This is a genomic window from Pseudomonas graminis (assembly GCF_001705435.1).
GTDB lineage: Bacteria > Pseudomonadota > Gammaproteobacteria > Pseudomonadales > Pseudomonadaceae > Aquipseudomonas > Aquipseudomonas graminis_B.
The window spans coordinates 273,714-290,225 of sequence record NZ_MDEN01000066.1 but is presented as its reverse complement, the minus strand read 5'-3'; the positions used below and the strand labels follow the sequence as shown (position 1 = coordinate 290,225).

The 16,512-nt window shown below is 59.8% G+C and carries 17 protein-coding genes; 10 read left to right on the top strand and 7 right to left on the bottom strand.

Features of this window, described 5'->3' with window-relative positions; genetic code table 11:
- The first annotated feature begins 162 nt into the window (after positions 1-162).
- The 9 genes from BBI10_RS19645 to BBI10_RS19600 all read left to right on the top strand — a co-directional run bounded on the left by BBI10_RS19645 (position 163) and on the right by BBI10_RS19600 (position 9,672).
- Positions 163-681, top strand: coding sequence for an RNA polymerase sigma factor (locus BBI10_RS19645; RefSeq protein ID WP_065991289.1), 519 nt, complete (start codon positions 163-165; stop codon positions 679-681).
- Positions 678-1,670, top strand: a complete 993-nt coding sequence (locus BBI10_RS19640) for a FecR family protein (RefSeq protein WP_065991288.1) — start codon at positions 678-680, stop codon at positions 1,668-1,670. The genes BBI10_RS19645 and BBI10_RS19640 overlap by 4 nt, the downstream gene beginning before the upstream one ends.
- Positions 1,671-1,921: 251 nt before the next feature.
- Positions 1,922-4,357 (top strand): TonB-dependent siderophore receptor, encoded by a 2,436-nt coding sequence (locus tag BBI10_RS19635; RefSeq protein ID WP_065991287.1) that lies wholly within the window; start codon positions 1,922-1,924, stop codon positions 4,355-4,357.
- Positions 4,358-4,438: 81 nt separating this feature from the next.
- On the top strand, positions 4,439-5,578 hold the full coding sequence (locus BBI10_RS19630) for a PepSY-associated TM helix domain-containing protein (RefSeq protein WP_065991286.1): 1,140 nt from the start codon (positions 4,439-4,441) through the stop codon (positions 5,576-5,578).
- Positions 5,575-5,766: a hypothetical protein gene (locus BBI10_RS19625; protein WP_065991285.1), complete on the top strand. Its 192-nt coding sequence runs from the start codon at positions 5,575-5,577 to the stop codon at positions 5,764-5,766. Before BBI10_RS19630 ends, BBI10_RS19625 begins: the two co-directional genes overlap by 4 nt.
- Before the next feature lie 282 nt (positions 5,767-6,048).
- Entirely contained in the window at positions 6,049-6,537 is a 489-nt protein-coding gene (locus BBI10_RS19620) for an Hcp family type VI secretion system effector (RefSeq protein ID WP_065991284.1), read from the top strand.
- Positions 6,538-6,551: 14 nt separating this feature from the next.
- Positions 6,552-7,037 carry a hypothetical protein gene (locus BBI10_RS19615; RefSeq protein ID WP_065991283.1) on the top strand — a complete coding sequence of 162 codons (486 nt, stop codon included), beginning with the start codon at positions 6,552-6,554 and terminating at the stop codon, positions 7,035-7,037.
- Between the two features lie 585 nt (positions 7,038-7,622).
- A complete protein-coding gene (locus tag BBI10_RS19605) occupies positions 7,623-8,936 on the top strand; it encodes an MFS transporter (protein ID WP_065991281.1) in 1,314 nt (437 codons plus the stop codon).
- A gap of 106 nt (positions 8,937-9,042) precedes the next feature.
- Entirely contained in the window at positions 9,043-9,672 is a 630-nt protein-coding gene (locus tag BBI10_RS19600; RefSeq protein ID WP_065991280.1) for a glutathione S-transferase family protein, read from the top strand.
- Between the two features lie 112 nt (positions 9,673-9,784).
- On the opposite strand, the gene BBI10_RS19595 is transcribed toward BBI10_RS19600, so the two are convergent.
- Positions 9,785-10,153 (bottom strand): hypothetical protein, encoded by a 369-nt coding sequence (locus tag BBI10_RS19595; protein WP_065991279.1) that lies wholly within the window; start codon positions 10,151-10,153, stop codon positions 9,785-9,787.
- A 282-nt stretch (positions 10,154-10,435) separates the two neighbouring features.
- Positions 10,436-10,936 carry an ATP-dependent zinc protease family protein gene (locus tag BBI10_RS19590; RefSeq protein WP_065991278.1) on the bottom strand — a complete coding sequence of 167 codons (501 nt, stop codon included), beginning with the start codon at positions 10,934-10,936 and terminating at the stop codon, positions 10,436-10,438.
- Between the two features lie 218 nt (positions 10,937-11,154).
- On the opposite strand from BBI10_RS19590, the gene BBI10_RS19585 reads away from it, so the two are divergent.
- The gene (locus tag BBI10_RS19585; protein ID WP_065991277.1) at positions 11,155-12,042 is read left to right on the top strand and encodes an acyltransferase; all 888 of its coding nucleotides are present in this window, start codon (positions 11,155-11,157) and stop codon (positions 12,040-12,042) included.
- Positions 12,043-12,090: 48 nt separating this feature from the next.
- Here the strand turns inward: BBI10_RS19585 and BBI10_RS19580 are convergent, their stop codons facing one another.
- The 5 genes from BBI10_RS19580 to BBI10_RS19560 form a co-directional block, all read right to left on the bottom strand.
- Complete coding sequence (locus BBI10_RS19580) at positions 12,091-12,654, bottom strand: DUF2780 domain-containing protein (protein WP_083233190.1); 564 nt, start codon at positions 12,652-12,654, stop codon at positions 12,091-12,093.
- Between the two features lie 87 nt (positions 12,655-12,741).
- The gene (locus tag BBI10_RS19575) at positions 12,742-13,332 is read right to left on the bottom strand and encodes a DUF1190 domain-containing protein (protein WP_083233189.1); all 591 of its coding nucleotides are present in this window, start codon (positions 13,330-13,332) and stop codon (positions 12,742-12,744) included.
- 186 nt (positions 13,333-13,518) lie between these two features.
- Entirely contained in the window at positions 13,519-14,718 is a 1,200-nt protein-coding gene (gene fdhA, locus BBI10_RS19570) for a formaldehyde dehydrogenase, glutathione-independent (RefSeq protein WP_065991275.1), read from the bottom strand.
- Positions 14,719-14,885: 167 nt separating this feature from the next.
- Complete coding sequence (gene purU / locus BBI10_RS19565) at positions 14,886-15,743, bottom strand: formyltetrahydrofolate deformylase (protein ID WP_065991274.1); 858 nt, start codon at positions 15,741-15,743, stop codon at positions 14,886-14,888.
- A gap of 32 nt (positions 15,744-15,775) precedes the next feature.
- Positions 15,776-16,408: a sarcosine oxidase subunit gamma gene (locus BBI10_RS19560; RefSeq protein WP_065991273.1), complete on the bottom strand. Its 633-nt coding sequence runs from the start codon at positions 16,406-16,408 to the stop codon at positions 15,776-15,778.
- Between the last annotated feature and the right edge of the window lie 104 nt (positions 16,409-16,512).

Below are 16,512 nucleotides of genomic sequence, written 5' to 3'. Positions count from 1 at the left end.
TCTGGGCCTGCCTCTGGATCCCGCCGCGCCTTACAAATCTAATGGTTGATTCCTACGTCAACCGTTCGGCTTGTTCCTACAAGGACCAATTGCCAGCATTGGGCGGCTCTGACACAATCGCGAACAATTCTCGTTATCCCCTTTGTTCTCCTCGGTGCGCTTGTGTCGTCACTTCAAAGTCCCCAGCAGCAGCTCGTCGGAACGCTCTATCGCGACCATCGCGGCTGGCTGCTGGGCTGGCTCCGACGCAATGTCGCTTGCCCCCACCGCGCCGAAGACCTCAGTCAAGACACGTTCATCCGCTTGCTCGGCCGCGAGCAATTGCTTGAACCCCGCGAACCCCGGGCCTTTCTGGTTTCGATCGCGAAAGGCTTGCTGTTCGACCACTTCCGTCGTGCCGCGCTGGAACAGGCGTATCTGGACGAGCTGATGCTGATTCCCGAGGGCGAACAACCTTCCCTGGAAGAGCAGCAGCTGATTCTCGAAGACCTCAAAGCCATCGACCGTCTGCTGGGCAAGCTGTCCAGCAAGGCGCGCGCCGCCTTTCTGTACAACCGCCTGGACGGCATGCCCCATGCGGAGATCGCCTTAAAGCTCGGCGTCTCGGTACCCCGTGTGCGTCAGTACCTGGCGCAGGGCTTACGCCAGTGCTACATCGCACTCTATGGCGAACCAACATGAGCCGTATTTCTACCCGACCTGTTTCATCCCACGTGCTGGACGCCGCCATCGCCTGGCAACTGTGCCTGGATTGCGGCCGGGGCAGCGAAGCCGAGCGTGAAGAGTTCGCCAAGTGGTACGCCGCCAGCGACGAGCACGCCCGGGCCTGGATGCAGTTGGGCATGGTCGATCAACGTTTTGCCGGGACCACCGGCCCGGCACGTTCGGCGCTTTTGGGGTCCCGTGACGGGATGGGCTCGCGTTTGCGCAAGCTGGGACGCGGGTTTGCAGGGGTGGCGCTGGCGCTGGGATTGACGCTGTTTCTGGGTGATCGCCTGCTGCCGGTGGATTACTGGCTGGCGGATCTGCGCACCGCCACCGGCGAGCAGCGCACGATTCGCTTGTCGGATAACACCCTGATCCGCCTCAACACCCACAGTGCACTGGACGTGCGGTTCGATGACAAACAGCGGCGGGTCGTGCTTCAAGAAGGCGAGATCTTCGTGGAGACCGGGAGCCACAACGACGCGCGTCCGTTCATCGTCGAGACGCCTGAGGGGCAGATGCGTGCACTGGGCACGCAGTTCCTGGTCAAGCGGCAGGCCGACGGCACGCTGTTGAGCGTGCTGCAATCAGCCGTCGCCGTGCACCCGCAGGCTTCGAATCATGAAAAGGTGCTGAACGAGGGGCAGCAGATGTTGATTCATCGCAACAGCCTCGGGCCCATGCTCGCCCTGACGCCCGGCACCGGCGCCTGGATGCGCGGCATGCTGGTGGTCGATAACGCTCGTCTGGCAGATGTCGTTGCGGAGCTTGCCCGCTATCGTCCGGGCCATCTCGGCGTAGCGAACGACGTCGCGGATCTGCGTATCACCGGCAGCTTTCCGTTGACCAACACCGACCTGGCGCTCAAGGCTCTGACGCCCACGCTGCCCGTGCAGATCGAAGCACGTACGCCGTGGTGGGTGACGGTGGTCGGCAGCGGGAAGAAGCCGGCAGCTGCGCTTTAATTCGGGGTCTCTTGGGCAGGCTTGGGGCATCTGGATAACCGCAACCCCGTGGGAGTGAGCTTGCTCGCGAAGGGGCCGGTACATCCACTGGATCACCAGGGCTGAAAATTGTCTTCGCGAGCAAGCTCGCTCCCAAAGGGCTTCGTACGCCTACTGACTAAATTCACAGATTATTTTCGCCCGGCCCTATCACTTTCCAGATCTCGTTCGGCACATAGGCATTGAGAACCATTTCCATCGAGGTGCCGTTCATGTCCCGCACGCTTCACACCCTTCTGCGACCTAGCCTGCTGGCTATCGCCGTCGCCATTTCCGCGCCGCTGCTCAGTGCGCCGCTGATGGCCGCTTCCCAGGCTTCCAGTGTCCGCGCCTACGATCTGCCGGCCGCACCGCTGTCCACGACGCTGACGCAGATTGCCAGTCAGGCGGGCCTGGCCCTGTCGCTGGATCCGGCACTGGCAGCGGGGCGCACGTCGGCGCCGGTTCAGGGGCAGTTCGACGCGTCTGGGGCGATGGGCCAGGCGCTGCGCGGCACTGGCTTGCAACTGAACCTGACGACGGCAGGGACCTACACGCTGGTGGCTGCGCCAGAAGGCGCGATGGCATTGCCGGCCACCAGCATTCAAGGCAGTCAGGAAAGCTTCGAAAGCGCGTGGGGCCCGGCGCAGGGATACGCCGCGAGTCGCACCGCAGCCGGCACCAAAACCGACACCGCGCTGGTTGAAGCGCCGCGCTCGATCTCGGTCGCGACCCGGCAGCAGATGCAGGATCGGGCGGTGCAGAACATCGACGACGCCGTTCGCTACATGCCGGGCGTGGTTGCCAGCAGTTACGGCAGCGACAGCCGGTCCGAATGGCTGAAAGTCCGCGGCTTTGAACCCACCCAATTCCTCGACGGCCTGCCACTGCCGAAAGGGGCATACGTGATGCCGAAAATGGAGACCTGGGATCTGAAGCGCGTTGCCCTCCTGCGTGGCCCGGCGTCTTCGGTTTATGGTCAGACCCCGCCAGGCGGCATGCTTGATATGGTCAGTCGTCGCCCCGAAGCCGACGCCAGCCACGAGGTGCAGGTTCAGGTCGGCACTTACAACCGCAAGCAGATCAGCTTCGACAGCACCGGCAAGATCGACGATGCCGACAATTTCGAGTACCGCGTCAGCGGCGTCGTGCGTGACAGCGGCACCTCGGTGGACCACATCGATGACAAGCGCTACAACCTCGCGCCGAGCCTGACCTGGAACATCGACCCGGACACCAAACTGACCTTTCTCAGCCAGTTCAATCGTGACGATACCGGGATCACCAGCCAGTTCCTGCCGATTCAGGGCACCAAATACCCATCGGCCGTGGGCCGCGTGAAATATCACGAAAACCTGGGCGATCCGGACTGGGAGTTTTACGACAAGACTTACTACGCGCTTGGCTATGCCTTCGAGCATCGTCTCAACGACGTCTGGCAGTTCAAGCAGAACGTCCGCTATACCAAAAGCGACCTGTCCTTTCAGGGAATCACGGCAGGCGGCTATTTCGGCTCGGTGTCAGACGATGGCACCGTTGCTCGCGGCGCCAACGTCGTCAACGAGGACATTTCCCAGTTCGCGCTGGACAACAACCTGCAAGCCGACTTCGACACGGGCGAACTCAAGCACACCCTGTTGCTCGGGCTCGACTATCAGCGACTGAATCACAACTACAAATGGCAGTACGGCAACGCGCCGACCAGCAACATCGCCAAGCCGATTTACGGGCAGGACTTCAGCAACATCGATTACACCGCGTATCAGGATTACAACCAGAAAACCCGGGACGTCGGCGTTTATATTCAGGACCAACTGGCCCTGGATAACTGGCGTCTGACCCTGGGCGGGCGCCAGGATCTGCTCAAGACCGAATCGAAGTTCTACAACAGCGATCAGTCCGACGACCGCACCGACAGCGCGTTCACCGGCAACGCCGCGCTCAGCTACGTCTTCGACTCCGGATTCACGCCTTACATTTCCTACGCCGAGTCGTTCCAGGCAGAGCAAGGCGGCGCCAACGGCGTGGCGTTCCAGCCGGGGACGGGCAAGCAGTACGAAGTGGGCCTCAAATACCAGCCGCCGGGCAGCAACATCATCTTCACTGCGGCGGCGTACGACCTGACCCGTCGCGACATCGTGCTCAGCGACACCCTTGGCGTGCAGCGTCCGCTGGGCGAAGCGAAGGTGCGCGGCTTCGAGCTGGAAGCGGTAGGCGATGTCACTGACAACCTGAAAGTGACGGCGTCCTACACCTACGCCAACAGCAAGATGACCAAAGTCACCGACCCGCTGGACAAGAATCGTCCGCTGCCACTCACGCCTGAAAATCAGGCGGCGATCTGGGGTGATTACACCTGGCACGACGGGGTGCTCGACGGTTTCGGCCTGGGCTTTGGCTCACGGTACATTGGCGAGACCGACAATATTGCGATCGGCAGTTACGGCTTTGTCGCCGATTCCAACTACGGGCACAGCAATGCCTACACCGTCTACGACGCTGCCGTGCATTACGACCTCGGCCGCATGAACAACGCCCTCAAGGGCGTGAGCGTGTCGGTCAATGCCAACAACGTCTTCGACAAGGAATACATTTCCACCTGCGACGGCTTCTATTGCTACTACGGCGACCGTCGTACCGTGCTCGCGAGCGTAGACTACAAATGGTAATCGTTTAAACTCTCATTACCCGAAACAAGGGCCGCTCCCACACAGCGGCCTTTGTCGCTTTCGCTGACTCCGGATTTCCACATGAAAAGCCAAACCATTCGCCGCTGGTCTTTCATCCACACGTGGACCAGCCTGATCTGCACGGCATTCCTGCTGATGCTGGCAGTCACTGGCTTGCCGCTGATCTTCAGTCACGAGATCGCTCACCTGACGGGCGATGCACCGGAATTCAAGGAAATGCCCGCCGGCACGCCGCATCTGGACCTAGAGCAACTGGTTCGCTCAGCCGAGGCCCATCGCCCCGGCGACGTGATGCAGTATTTCGGCTGGGATGATGATGACCCCAACGGCGTCTACGCCATCATGGGTAAAACCGCCGGCGGCGACCCCAATGAATCCCACAGTTTCATGCTCGACGCCCGCACCGGCGAAGCGATGGAAACGCCGAGCGCCAACGGCGGTTTCATGATGATCATGCTGCGTCTGCACGTGGACATGTACGCGGGGTTGCCGGGCAAGCTGTTGCTGGCGTTCATGGGCCTTCTGTTTGTCATGGCGATCATTTCCGGCGTCGTGCTGTACGCACCCTTTATGCGTCGGCTGGATTTCGCCACGGTGCGGCCGAATAAATCCACGCGGGTACGTTGGCTTGATCTGCACAACCTGATCGGCGTCGTCACGCTGACCTGGGCCATGGTCGTGGGCCTGACCGGTGTGCTCAACGCCTGCGCCGATTTAGTGATCGCCCAGTGGCGCACCGACGCGCTGATGACCATGATCGCGCCCTACAAGGACGCCCCACCCCTGGCCGAACGCGCACCGGCAACCCGATTGATCGACATCTCCAAAGCCACTGTCCCCGGCGCCGAGCCGAGCTTCATTGCCTTTCCCGGCTCGCGTTTTTCCAGCGAGCATCACTACGCCGTGTTCATGAAAGGCGACACGCACCTGACGTCTCACCTGCTCACTCCCGTACTGATCGACGCCCAGGACCTGCACGTGACCGCGACGCTGGGACGCCCGTGGTACATGGACGCCCTGCTGCTGTCGCAACCGCTGCACTTCGGCGACTACGGCGGCATGCCGATGAAAATCCTCTGGGCCGCGCTGGACGTCTTGACCATCATCGTCCTCGGCAGTGGCTTGTATCTGTGGTGGGTCCGTCGTCGCGCCACTGTCGCTGCGGCAAAAGCAGTCGCCGTAGAGGCGGAAGTGGCATGACCCGACACAAGAAGCATTCGGCGTTCTGGAAGACCTTCGGCACGCCCGGCTGGATCGCCGTGCTGACCGCAGTCGGCCTGTTCGCCGCGCTGCTGGGCGACGGTGCGTGGGATGTACTCGCCTGGGTCGGCATGGCCATTCCGACCTGGTACAGCTGCAAAGGATTGATGGCGCGCAAGCGGGTTTGATTCACCGAAGCCCCGCTTTTACATGATTTACATCGAACCGTTCCCAATGAACCGGCTTGCTTTGACGATGGCAGGGGCGCGCGCATCCGCAGTAAAACATCGCATCCTGCCTGGCCTCCCTTGGTTATAAGTCGAACAAGTCCGTAAGAAACTTCCCTCGCAACAACACTAAGCGTCCTACACGCTCCGACTCCCAGGCTGGCCTCCCCTGCGAGTCACCCTCCCGATAATCGATATTCCGCCCTGGCAGGGCATCCACACTATCCATCGGGAAGACCCACAATGGCGCTCGACGCATTTTTGAAGATTGAAGGCATTGCTGGCGAAGCACTGGATGAGCAGTGCAAAGACTGGATTGAAATCACCGGGTATTCGTTCGGCACCTACCAGAGCGCGTCCGTTACAGCCAGCACGGCAGGCGGCGCGACTTCCGGGCGCACCACGCTCAGCAATCTGACGCTGACCAAGATGCTCGACAAGTCGAGCTGCAAACTGATGGCAGCCAACTGCGCCGGAGAGCACTTCAAGGAAGTGAAGCTTTCCGTACACCGTGCAGGGGGCGACAAAATGAAGTTCTACGAGATCATTCTCGAAGAAGTGATCATTGCCGAATACAACCAACTCGCCAACGACGGCATTCCCACCGAACTCATCCAGCTCAACTACGGCCGTATCCGCTCGACCTACACCCTGCAAAAAAGAAACGACGGGAGCGCGGCCGGCAGCGTAACGGGCGGATGGGACAGGATCGGCAATAAGCAATATTGCTGAGCGAGGGATATGTCATGGACTTCGAACGTACCCAACATGTCGGCCATTACGGTGTCGTGTTTACGCTTATTCACTTCACCGTGCAGCCGGACGATGCCGCATCGTTGAGAACGATCAACCTACCGGAAATAACCAGGAGTCATTTTGAGGTCACCCGGTTGATTGAGGAAACCTACGAGCGGATGCTTGCACAGGGGCGGCCTTGCCGGATGGTGCTTGCGGTGTCACAACCAGTGAGCCGGAACTCAGCAGACCTGCTTAATGATCAGAGGGCTACGATAGGAACCCTAGTTGGCTCCATCGGAGGAAAACTTGCGTCACCGTTAGGGAGCATCGCGGAAAAGATCGCTGGAACAACATCCGCTTCGGCGATCAAAAACAGATTGCCGACCTTTCATTCAGGAGACGTCATCGTCAGTATTGATGCCCAAGTGTCAGGTGGCATCGGTCCTCAACGCTCGTCAGCATCATTAATCCTGAAAGTGAACGGCGGCCGCTGATGGGAACTGGTCTGTCCCTGGCAATTATGTGTTTTGTGATCTGGGGTATACGTCGAATCACCGTACCAAGACTCTATCAATGCTTGACTGGCTTGGCGTTGATAGTCTTCTACTTCAAGTACGTGATCTCATGGATTGTTGCCATGGAAGAAGTGCGAGATGCTTACTTCCTGGATTACGAAACACTGTTATTTGGCATTTTCTATCTCGGAGTAGACCTAGTGATCTATAGCTGGTGGCGTGACGACGAGCCAAAGTAGCGAACCGCATTGCCTCACCAGACGACTGGCTTGCCCCCCGCTCCTCAAGCGAGGGACAAGCATTTTCCGCCATTCCAGTCATCATACGACCGTCGGCAATTTACAAAGCCAGCCAGCCTGCGTTCTGCCCCCTCAATTCACGGCCCCCTAGGCACTCGATCGCCCAAAACCCAGCCCCGCCGGTGACAATCCAGTTACATATAGAAATACAATGGCAATTTATGGGTATTCCCATTGACAACAAAACGTGCTTTTGACTAAATCGAGTCATACGACGACGTATAACGATCGCCGCCTAATAAAAACAATACCCAGAGTGGACTCGATGAAAATCAAAGGCATCCGTTGGTGGATGGTCGCGCTGATAACCGGCGGCCTGATCGTCAACTATCTCGCGCGCAATACCCTCTCCGTCGCCGCTCCCACCATGATGAGCGAGCTGAACATCTCCACCGAACAGTACTCGCACGTCGTCATCGCGTGGCAGATGGGCTATGCCTTCATGCAGCCGGTTGCCGGTTACGTGATCGACGCCATCGGCACCAAGATCGGCTTTGCAGTGTTCGCCATCGCCTGGTCTGTGGCGTGCGCATCGGCGGCTATGGCCACCGGCTGGCAGAGTCTGGCGTTTCTGCGCAGCTTGCTGGGTATCACTGAGGCGGCGGGGTTTCCCGCAGCGATCAAAGCGACCACGGAATGGTTTCCGGCCAAAGAGCGCTCGGTTGCCATCGGCTGGTTCAACATCGGTTCGTCGATCGGTGCCTTGCTGGCCCCTCCCCTCGTGGTCTGGGCGATTCTGCACAGCGGCTGGCAGATCGCGTTCATCATCGTCGGCGGGCTGGGCCTGCTGTGGAGCGCGGGCTGGTTATTCTTCTACAAACACCCGCGCAATCAGCGTTTGCTGGGTGACGAGGAGCGCGATTATATTCTTGCCGGTCAGGAGTCCCACCTGAAGGACGCGCCGACCAAGCACGCCAGCTGGAAGAAGATCGTCGGCACCCGCAATTTCTACGCAATCGCGTCAGCCCGCATGCTGTCAGAGCCGGCCTGGCAGACGTTCAACGCCTGGATTCCGCTGTACCTGATGACCGAGCGTCACATGAACATCAAGGAAATCGCGATGTTTGCCTGGCTGCCGTTTCTCGCAGCTGACATCGGCTGCGTGCTGGGCGGTTACCTGAGCCCGTTTTTCTACAAGCATTTCAACGTGTCCCTGCTCACGTCGCGCAAGATGGTGATGGTGCTGGGCTCGCTGTGCATGATCGGCCCTGGCTGCATCGGTCTGGTGGACAGCCCTTATGTCGCCATCGCGCTGCTGTGCGCCGGAGGTTTCGCGCACCAGACGCTGTCAGGCGCCCTTTACGCAATCACGTCGGACTCCTTCGGCAAGAACGAAGTGGGTACGGCAACAGGCCTCGGTGGCATGTTCGGGTTTCTCGGCGCGGCGTTGTTCACGCTGGTGCTCGGGATCATGGTGACTAAAGTCGGCTACAGCCCGCTGTTTGTGGCGCTGGCCGCTTTCGATCTTATCGCCGCCACAATCATCTGGTTTGTCGCGAAGCCGCTGCTGACCGGCACACCTGCGGCGCAATCCGGCAGACCATCGGCTGATTCGCCCGATGGGGTCCCGACGGTCTGACATCAATGTCCGGGCCGTCGCAAATCGGCCCGGCAATGCTTCAGGATATTGCGCAGCGTCCTGGCCCTGACTAGTCTGGAGGCCCAGGCCGATCAGAGGAATATCCATGTCTGCGCCCAGCATGACGCTGTATTACAACGCCGCTTCGCCCTTCGCTCGCAAGGTGCTGATCTTGCTTCATGAGACCGGACAGGCGAGCCGGGTCAGTCTCAAGGCCGTTGCCCTCACCCCCGTGAGCCCCGACGTTGAACTCTGCCGCGGCAATCCGTGCGGAAAAATTCCGGCGCTGTGCCTGGCCGACGACAACGTGATCCATGACAGCCGGGTGATTCTCGAATACCTGGATCAACAGCATGTCGGCAACCCCCTCATTCCCAAGGAAGGCTCGGCGCGCTGGCGGCGATTGACACTTGCGTCACTGGCCGATGCCCTGCTGGACGCTGCACTGCTCATCCGCTACGAGACCTTTCTGCGGCCCGAGGAAAAACATTGGTCGGAATGGCTCGACGCCCAGCAGCAGAAAATCGATCGCACGCTGGCCTATTTCGAAGCCGAAGCCGTCACCGAATTGAGTACGCATTTCGACGTAGCGTCGATCAGCGTGGCATGCGCGGTGGGCTATCTGGATTTCCGCCAGCCCAATCTGGGCTGGCGCAGCAGCTACCCACGATTGGCGAACTGGTATTACGAAGTCAGTCAGCGGCCATCGATGGTAGAGACTCAGCCGCCTGTGTAGAAATCGGTCACGCAACAATGAGTAGGTTTTAGATAAACGCTAACCTGTAAGTAGGTGGGCGCAAAAATCGCATACTAAAAGGCCGGATAACTCCGGCCTTTTTGCTTCGTCTTTAGCAGCGTTTCGCGGCTTTCAACAATGCATTACAGTTCTGCGGCTGCGCTGCTTCCTTCTGCGTCTGGGCAGACTGAACGGTGCCCTGTACAGGACCCGAGCAAATAGCATCCGAGTTCACTACGACTACAGAGGTAAAGTAACAATTGTAAATTCCCTTATCGCTCTTTACCTGAAAGCGCACCGACTCCAAGGAAGCCGATTTTGACAAAATAGTGATTTTGTCGCTGCTGGTGTTCAGGGCGAAGGCGGCCTTTTCCTGCAAGTCCGAGTCACTCTGCGTACGTTGCGCAATGGAGCCACAACCAGAAATGCTGACGGCAACGACAGCGGTGATTACTAGTTTTTCAAACGTGATGCACTTCATGCTTTAGGGTCCATTCCATTAGTTTGCGTGTAATACAGGCCAGCGCTACCAGCCGACCGCCATCATGACATTTTTAAGCGTCGCGACTCGGCGTTTTGGCCTCTGAGTGAGTGAAGACCTCGGTTCCCCATAATGCTCAAGGTGGCCGGCGCGACGTCGTAGCGCTTCATCTTGTTTCGTTCAGTCGTGACTTATTCCAATAAGTAGGCCATCAAATCGGATCATATGCCGCATGCCTGAAGCGTCCCGCGCAATCGCTCGGGGACGCAATCAAAACGGCCATCAGCACTCAGGTTTATCGGCCGTATAACGACGCGCCGGATTCACCGCCGCGCCGAATTCACGCAGGGCCTTGGCGCCGATCAGCAACGGATAGTTGAAGTGGCTGCGGTCGACGAGGTTGACCTCCACGGTGCGTTTCACGTTACCCAGGCACAGCTCAAGATCGACAACCGGGCGCTTGGTGGGATCGGCCGGCTCTTCGTCATCGTCGCCTTCGGAACGGCCTTTGATCCGGCTGATGCGCGACACCTTGTGCTCGTAGACTTTGCTGTCGGCGTCCTTGGTCGCCAGACGGAAACGCACCCAGTCATCGCCATCGCGCTTGAACAGTTCGATGTCCTTGGCCGACAGCGATGCGGTCAACGCGCCGGTGTCCATCTTGGCTTTGAATGTCTCGCCGATCTCCGAGACCTGAATGTATTCGTAACGACCGTACAACGTCGGTTCGGCAGCCATGACAGGCAACGCCAGCAAAGACATAAGCGCCAGAAGGGATTTCACGGATCTGATTCCTCGTGATGAATGGGCGGGGCGTGTGCCCGGTTTAGACCGTCACTCTGCCGATGGTTCGCGGCAGGCTTCGCGCTCAGGGCCAAGCGAGCCAAGCATAGGGAGCCTACTGACAAAGGCGTGAAACATTCGTCGGTATCGCCAGGGTTTTGCGCCAACTGCCCGGCCTGCTTATCATTGCGCGCCACCCTGTCGACCGCGAGTGCCTTATGCGTCACCTGCTCACCGGAATTGCCGTCACGCTGCTGCTTCTGCTCAATACGCTGGTGCTGATCGGCCCACTGATGGTCTTTGCGCTGCTCAAGTTGGTGTTCCAGAGCGAGATGCGCGACAACTGCTCGGTGGCAGTGATGTGGATCGCCGAGACGTGGTGTGAAATCAACAAGCTGATTTTCAAAATCTGCCTGCCAACCCAGTGGGAAATCCGCGGCGACGAAGGCCTGCGTGGCGATACCTCCTACCTGGTCATCGGTAACCATCAGTCGTGGGTAGACATCCCGGCGCTGGTGCAGGCGTTGAATCGACGTACACCCTTCTTCAAATTCTTCCTAAAGAAAGAACTGATCTGGGTGCCGTTTTTGGGGCTGGCATGGTGGGCACTCGATTACCCGTTCATGAAGCGCTACACGAAGGCGTTTCTGGCCAGGCATCCCGAGCTCAAGGGCAAGGATCTGGAAATCACCCGCGAGGCATGCGAGCTGTTCAAACGTCAGCCCGTGACCGTGGTGAATTACCTGGAAGGCACACGCGTCACCCCGGCCAAGAAAGCCCAACAGGCTTCGCCCTATCGTTACTTGCTAAAGCCCAAGGCAGGCGGCGTCGCATTCGTGCTGGCAGCGATGGGTGAGCAGCTGGACGCGGTGCTTGATGTGACGGTCGTTTATCCAAGCGAGCGCATCCCGGGGTTCTGGGACTTGCTATCAGGACGAGTGCCACGGGTGATTGTCGACATCAAGACCCGCGAACTCGACCCTGCGCTGTGGCAGGGCGATTACGAGAATGACCCGGTGTTCCGCGTGTATGTGCAGGACTGGGTCAACCGGCTGTGGCAAGAGAAGGATGCGCGGATCGCCGAGTTACGCGGCGCGATTGCTTAGCACATCCGTAGCAGCAGGCGCCCCGATTGCCGGGGCGCTGCAACTACATTACTTGGCGCCCCAGACGCCACTCAACGCCTGCAACGCTGAACCGCCCGCGCCTTGCTGACCGAGGTACTGCAGAATCACCGGCACGAACTGGCTGACCATGCTGCTGTTCATGCCCAGGGCGCTGAACGCCTTGTTCACGTCGCCCATGCTCTGCACGTTGCCCAGCGCACTATCCAAGGCAGAGTTGCTGCTTCCGGAGTTGCCCAGCAGACCGCCAAGACCACTCAGGCTGCCGAGAGCCGATGTGCCGGCCAGTTGATCAAGGCCTGGCACTGATTTGCTCAGTTGCGAATAGTCGTTGCCGGCGAGCTTGTTCTTGGCCAGCCCCAACAAGGCGCCGGTCCCGCCCACCGCTTGCTCCGGCGTGACGTTCAACTGCGTGCCCAGCGTGTTCAATAGCCCGGCTGCCTCGGGCGCGGCGGTTGCCTTTTGCTGACCGCCGGTTGCATTGGAAACGGCATTGGCCGCGTCATTCAGATTGAAAGCGAAGACCGGCGTGGCGGCCAGCGCCATCAGGCTCGCCAGCGCAGCACTGCGTACGTTTTTCAGTGAAACTTTCATCGCAACAACCTCGTTTGCCGGGAGACCGGCCGTGGCCGGGTAAACACGCGTTGGACCGCCCCTCGAAGGGAAGTTCCGCCCGAGGCCTCAGGGTTTGCTCACATAAAACAAACGCTGCGGCTCGAAGGTCCGCGCCAGCCTTTGATCTGCCGCCGTCGAGCCCGCCTGCAGGCGTCGGTGGCGAATGAACGCCTTATCGAAATGCTCACCGTTGTGAAGCTTCTCGCGCAGGCTGATCAAGCGCGTACCGCCCCGATGATCGGCGCCACGATAAAGCGGTTCACTGAAGAGGCGCACCTGGGAGTCGGGGCTACCCCCAGTGGATGTCAGCTGAACCTGGGTGATGATCGCGAAACCGGACAACCAGGGCGACCAGAGCCGGGACACGTCGGCAGCGAAACACTCACCCGGGGTGAAATCAGCCTCGCAGTCCGCCAGCTCACGGTAGGTCGGCGCGATGCGCACATGTTGGCGGTAAGCGGCGCGGTATCCGGCCTGACAGACCGCCGGCGCCATACCGGCCCAGACGCAGGCGTTGGGGTTTTCAAAGAACACCTCCGACGATGCCCAGCCCGAAGAAACAGGCTCGAGATGAGCGCTCGTCAGCGTGGCGGGCAAGACAATGAGCGGCATCGCGACGAGGAAATGAATCGATGTTCTAACCCACCAGACAAGCATGCATGACCCGCCACCTGAAAAACCGGCCGGACAAATAACACGGAGATAAGGCAGCTGAAACAAGCAGGAATGGAATTCAAACGCTCCCCAACCATTTTCAGAAACGCCCTACAAATGCCGGACTAGAGGCCTACGTCAGGCATAAAAAAAGCGACCCGAAGGTCGCCTTTTGAGAGCGTCATAGGATCACGCGGCGCTGAACAGTTTGTGCGGGTCGATGACGAATTTCTTCGGCACACCGGCATCGAACTCGCCGTAACCGCGCGGGGCGTCGTCGAGGCTGATGACTTCCACGCCAACCACGTCGGCGATGTTGATGCGGTCCCACATGATCGCCTGCATCAGTTGACGGTTGTACTTCATGACCGGCGTCTGGCCGGTGTGGAAGCTGTGGGATTTTGCCCAGCCCAGACCGAAACGAATGCTCAGCGCGCCGACCTTGGCGGCAGCGTCCACGGCGCCCGGGTCTTCCGTCACGTAAAGGCCGGGAATGCCGATCTTGCCGGCGACGCGAACCACGCCCATCAGCGAGTTAAGTACGGTGGCCGGTGCCTCGGCCTTGGCGCCCGCGTGCCCATGGCCACGTGCTTCGAAGCCTACGGCGTCGACGGCGCAGTCCACTTCAGGCTCGCCCAGCAGATCGGCGATCTGCTCGTGCAGCGGGGTGTCTTTGGAGAGGTCGGCGATCTCGAAACCCTGGGCCTTGGCGTGCGCCAGACGCACCGGATTGACGTCACCGACAATGACGACTGCCGCGCCAAGCAAGCGCGCTGAAGCGGCGGCGGCAAGCCCCACGGGACCGGCGCCGGCGATGTACACCGAGCTGCCCGGACCAACACCGGCAGTCACCGCGCCGTGGTAGCCGGTGGGCAGGATGTCGGAGAGGCAGGTCAGGTCGCGAATCTTCGACATCGCCTTGTCGCGATCAGGAAGTTTGAGCAGATTGAAGTCGGCATAGGGCACGAGCACATATTCGGCCTGGCCGCCGGTCCAGTCGCCCATGTCGACATAACCGTAGGCACCACCGGCGCGGGCCGGGTTGACGGTCAGGCAGACGCCGGTGTGTTGCTCTTTGCAGGAGCGGCAACGGCCGCAGGCGACGTTGAAGGGCACGGACACCAGGTCACCGATCTTCAGGTTTTCGACGTCGCTGCCTTTCTCGACCACCTCACCGGTGATTTCGTGACCCAGTACCAGGCCGACCTGGGCAGTCGTTCGGCCACGCACCATGTGTTGATCGGAGCCACAAATGTTGGTGGAAACCACGCGCAAGATCACCCCGTGCTCGATCTTCTTGCCGCGCGGGTCCTGCATCTTGGGATAGTCGATTTTCTGTACTTCGACCTTGCCCGCGCCGAGATACACCACACCACGATTACCAGACATACATGTCACCTCTCTATTTGTTATTGATTGGGTGAATCAGTGAGCTTCAAGCCGCAAGCTTCAAGCAGCAAGCAAAAGCGCTGCTGCCACTACATGGGCCCGAAACGTGTTGCGAGTGACGCCGCTTTTACTCTTGCGGCTTGAAGCTTGAAGCTTGCAACTAGCCCCTACAGCACCACCGTCCTGTTGGCATTGAGAAACACACGTCGCTCGATGTGATAACCCACCGCTCGCGCCAGGGTCAGTCCTTCGATGTCGCGGCCCTTGGCGATCAGGTCTTCAGGGTAGTGACTGTGGTCGACCACTTCGACGCCCTGGGCGATGATCGGCCCTTCGTCGAGATCGTTGTTGATGTAATGCGCCGTCGCGCCGACCAGTTTCACGCCCTTGTTGTAGGCCTGGTGATACGGCTTGGCGCCTTTGAAGCCCGGCAGCAGCGAGTGATGAATGTTGATCGCCTTGCCATCGAGCTTGCGGCACAGCTCCGGCGACAGCACTTGCATGTAGCGGGCAAGCACCACCAGTTCGGCGCCGGTGTCTTCGATCACCTTCATCACCCTGGCTTCCTGCGCCGGTTTGTCATTGGGGTCGAGGGGGAAATGGTAGTAGGGAATGTCGTGCCAGCGCGCCAGCGGTTCGAGGTCCGGGTGATTGGAAACGACGGCGACCACGTCCATGGACAGCTGATTGATGCGCTGTCGGTAGAGCAGATCGTTGAGACAGTGATCGGCTTTGGACACCATGATCACCACTTTCGGGCGGTAGTTCGGGGCGGTGAGTTCGAAGATCATGCCGAAGGATTCGCCGCGCTCGGCCAGGCCTGCACGGAAAGACGCTTCGTCAAACCCGTCCGGTTGGCGAAATTCGACGCGAATGAAGAAGCGGCTGGACAGCCGGTCATCGAACGAATGGTGTTCGGTGACGTAACAGCCCTGCTCGAAGAGATAACGCGTCACCGCGTCCACCGTGCCCAGCACGCTGGGGCAGTCGGCGGTCAGAATCCAGGTATCGGGGGCGCGGCTCATAGGTATTCCTTGATCGTGTGGTCAATCCGGGATCAGGCAGCGACGCTCAAACCATACTCCGCACTCGCATCCTGCAGCCACATCCACCAGTAATCGGCGAAGCTTCGGCGGATGACCAGTTCCCAGGTGTCTTCGCCGGTACGGCGTATCACCAGCTGCGATTTGGCGAATACCGTGCCGATGGCCTTGCCCACCGGGAAGTTGCTCGGGTGCACGTCGTAGCTGGTGGATTTCATCAGCACTTCGCGGACCTTCGGGCCGGTCAGTTCCAGCAGCGATTGCCCGCCGCTGACGTTGACGACAGCGATGTGTAAACCGGCGAGCGCTTCGCGCAGCTTCTGCTCGACGGCGAACTCTTCACCGGTCGGGACGATCAGCAGCCACTCATCCGGGCCCAGCCACTGGAGCGAGCTATCGCCGCTGGACACCAGCACCAGCGCGCCCGGCAGTTCCATGCCCAGCGCCTTGTGCACGCCCGCCGCGAACGCCGGGTCGTGCCCGTTGCCGCGAATGGTCAAGTGGCCAAGCAGCTTTTTCTCCCGCAGCACGACGCCCGGATTGCTGCGGCCTTTGCCGATCAGGCTCTGAAGGTCAGCATGAAACAGCGGCGACTCGGCTTTGGCGTCGGTCGCTGGCCGCTGTTGGTAAACGTTGGCTGTGGTCATAGAGCACCTGTGTTGAATTCTGTTGTTTCAGTGAACACGTTCCCGTAGGAGTGAGCTTGCTCGCGATCGCGGTGTGTCAGTCACCAGATGTATGCCTGATCTCA

Bases quoted from the DNA above. Each gene is read 5' to 3' on its own strand.
- BBI10_RS19620 (WP_065991284.1), top strand. From the start codon at position 6,049: ATGGCGCTCGACGCATTTTTGAAGATTGAAGGCATTGCTGGCGAAGCA.
- BBI10_RS19635 (WP_065991287.1), top strand. From the start codon at position 1,922: ATGTCCCGCACGCTTCACACCCTTCTGCGACCTAGCCTGCTGGCTATC.
- BBI10_RS19595 (WP_065991279.1), bottom strand. From the start codon at position 10,153: ATGAAGTGCATCACGTTTGAAAAACTAGTAATCACCGCTGTCGTTGCC.
- BBI10_RS19630 (WP_065991286.1), top strand. From the start codon at position 4,439: ATGAAAAGCCAAACCATTCGCCGCTGGTCTTTCATCCACACGTGGACC.
- BBI10_RS19560 (WP_065991273.1), bottom strand. From the start codon at position 16,408: ATGACCACAGCCAACGTTTACCAACAGCGGCCAGCGACCGACGCCAAA.
- BBI10_RS19625 (WP_065991285.1), top strand. From the start codon at position 5,575: ATGACCCGACACAAGAAGCATTCGGCGTTCTGGAAGACCTTCGGCACG.
- BBI10_RS19605 (WP_065991281.1), top strand. From the start codon at position 7,623: ATGAAAATCAAAGGCATCCGTTGGTGGATGGTCGCGCTGATAACCGGC.
- BBI10_RS19575 (WP_083233189.1), bottom strand. From the start codon at position 13,332: ATGCTTGTCTGGTGGGTTAGAACATCGATTCATTTCCTCGTCGCGATG.
- BBI10_RS19640 (WP_065991288.1), top strand. From the start codon at position 678: ATGAGCCGTATTTCTACCCGACCTGTTTCATCCCACGTGCTGGACGCC.
- fdhA (WP_065991275.1), bottom strand. From the start codon at position 14,718: ATGTCTGGTAATCGTGGTGTGGTGTATCTCGGCGCGGGCAAGGTCGAA.
- BBI10_RS19585 (WP_065991277.1), top strand. From the start codon at position 11,155: ATGCGTCACCTGCTCACCGGAATTGCCGTCACGCTGCTGCTTCTGCTC.
- BBI10_RS19615 (WP_065991283.1), top strand. From the start codon at position 6,552: ATGGACTTCGAACGTACCCAACATGTCGGCCATTACGGTGTCGTGTTT.
- BBI10_RS19600 (WP_065991280.1), top strand. From the start codon at position 9,043: ATGTCTGCGCCCAGCATGACGCTGTATTACAACGCCGCTTCGCCCTTC.
- purU (WP_065991274.1), bottom strand. From the start codon at position 15,743: ATGAGCCGCGCCCCCGATACCTGGATTCTGACCGCCGACTGCCCCAGC.
- BBI10_RS19580 (WP_083233190.1), bottom strand. From the start codon at position 12,654: ATGAAAGTTTCACTGAAAAACGTACGCAGTGCTGCGCTGGCGAGCCTG.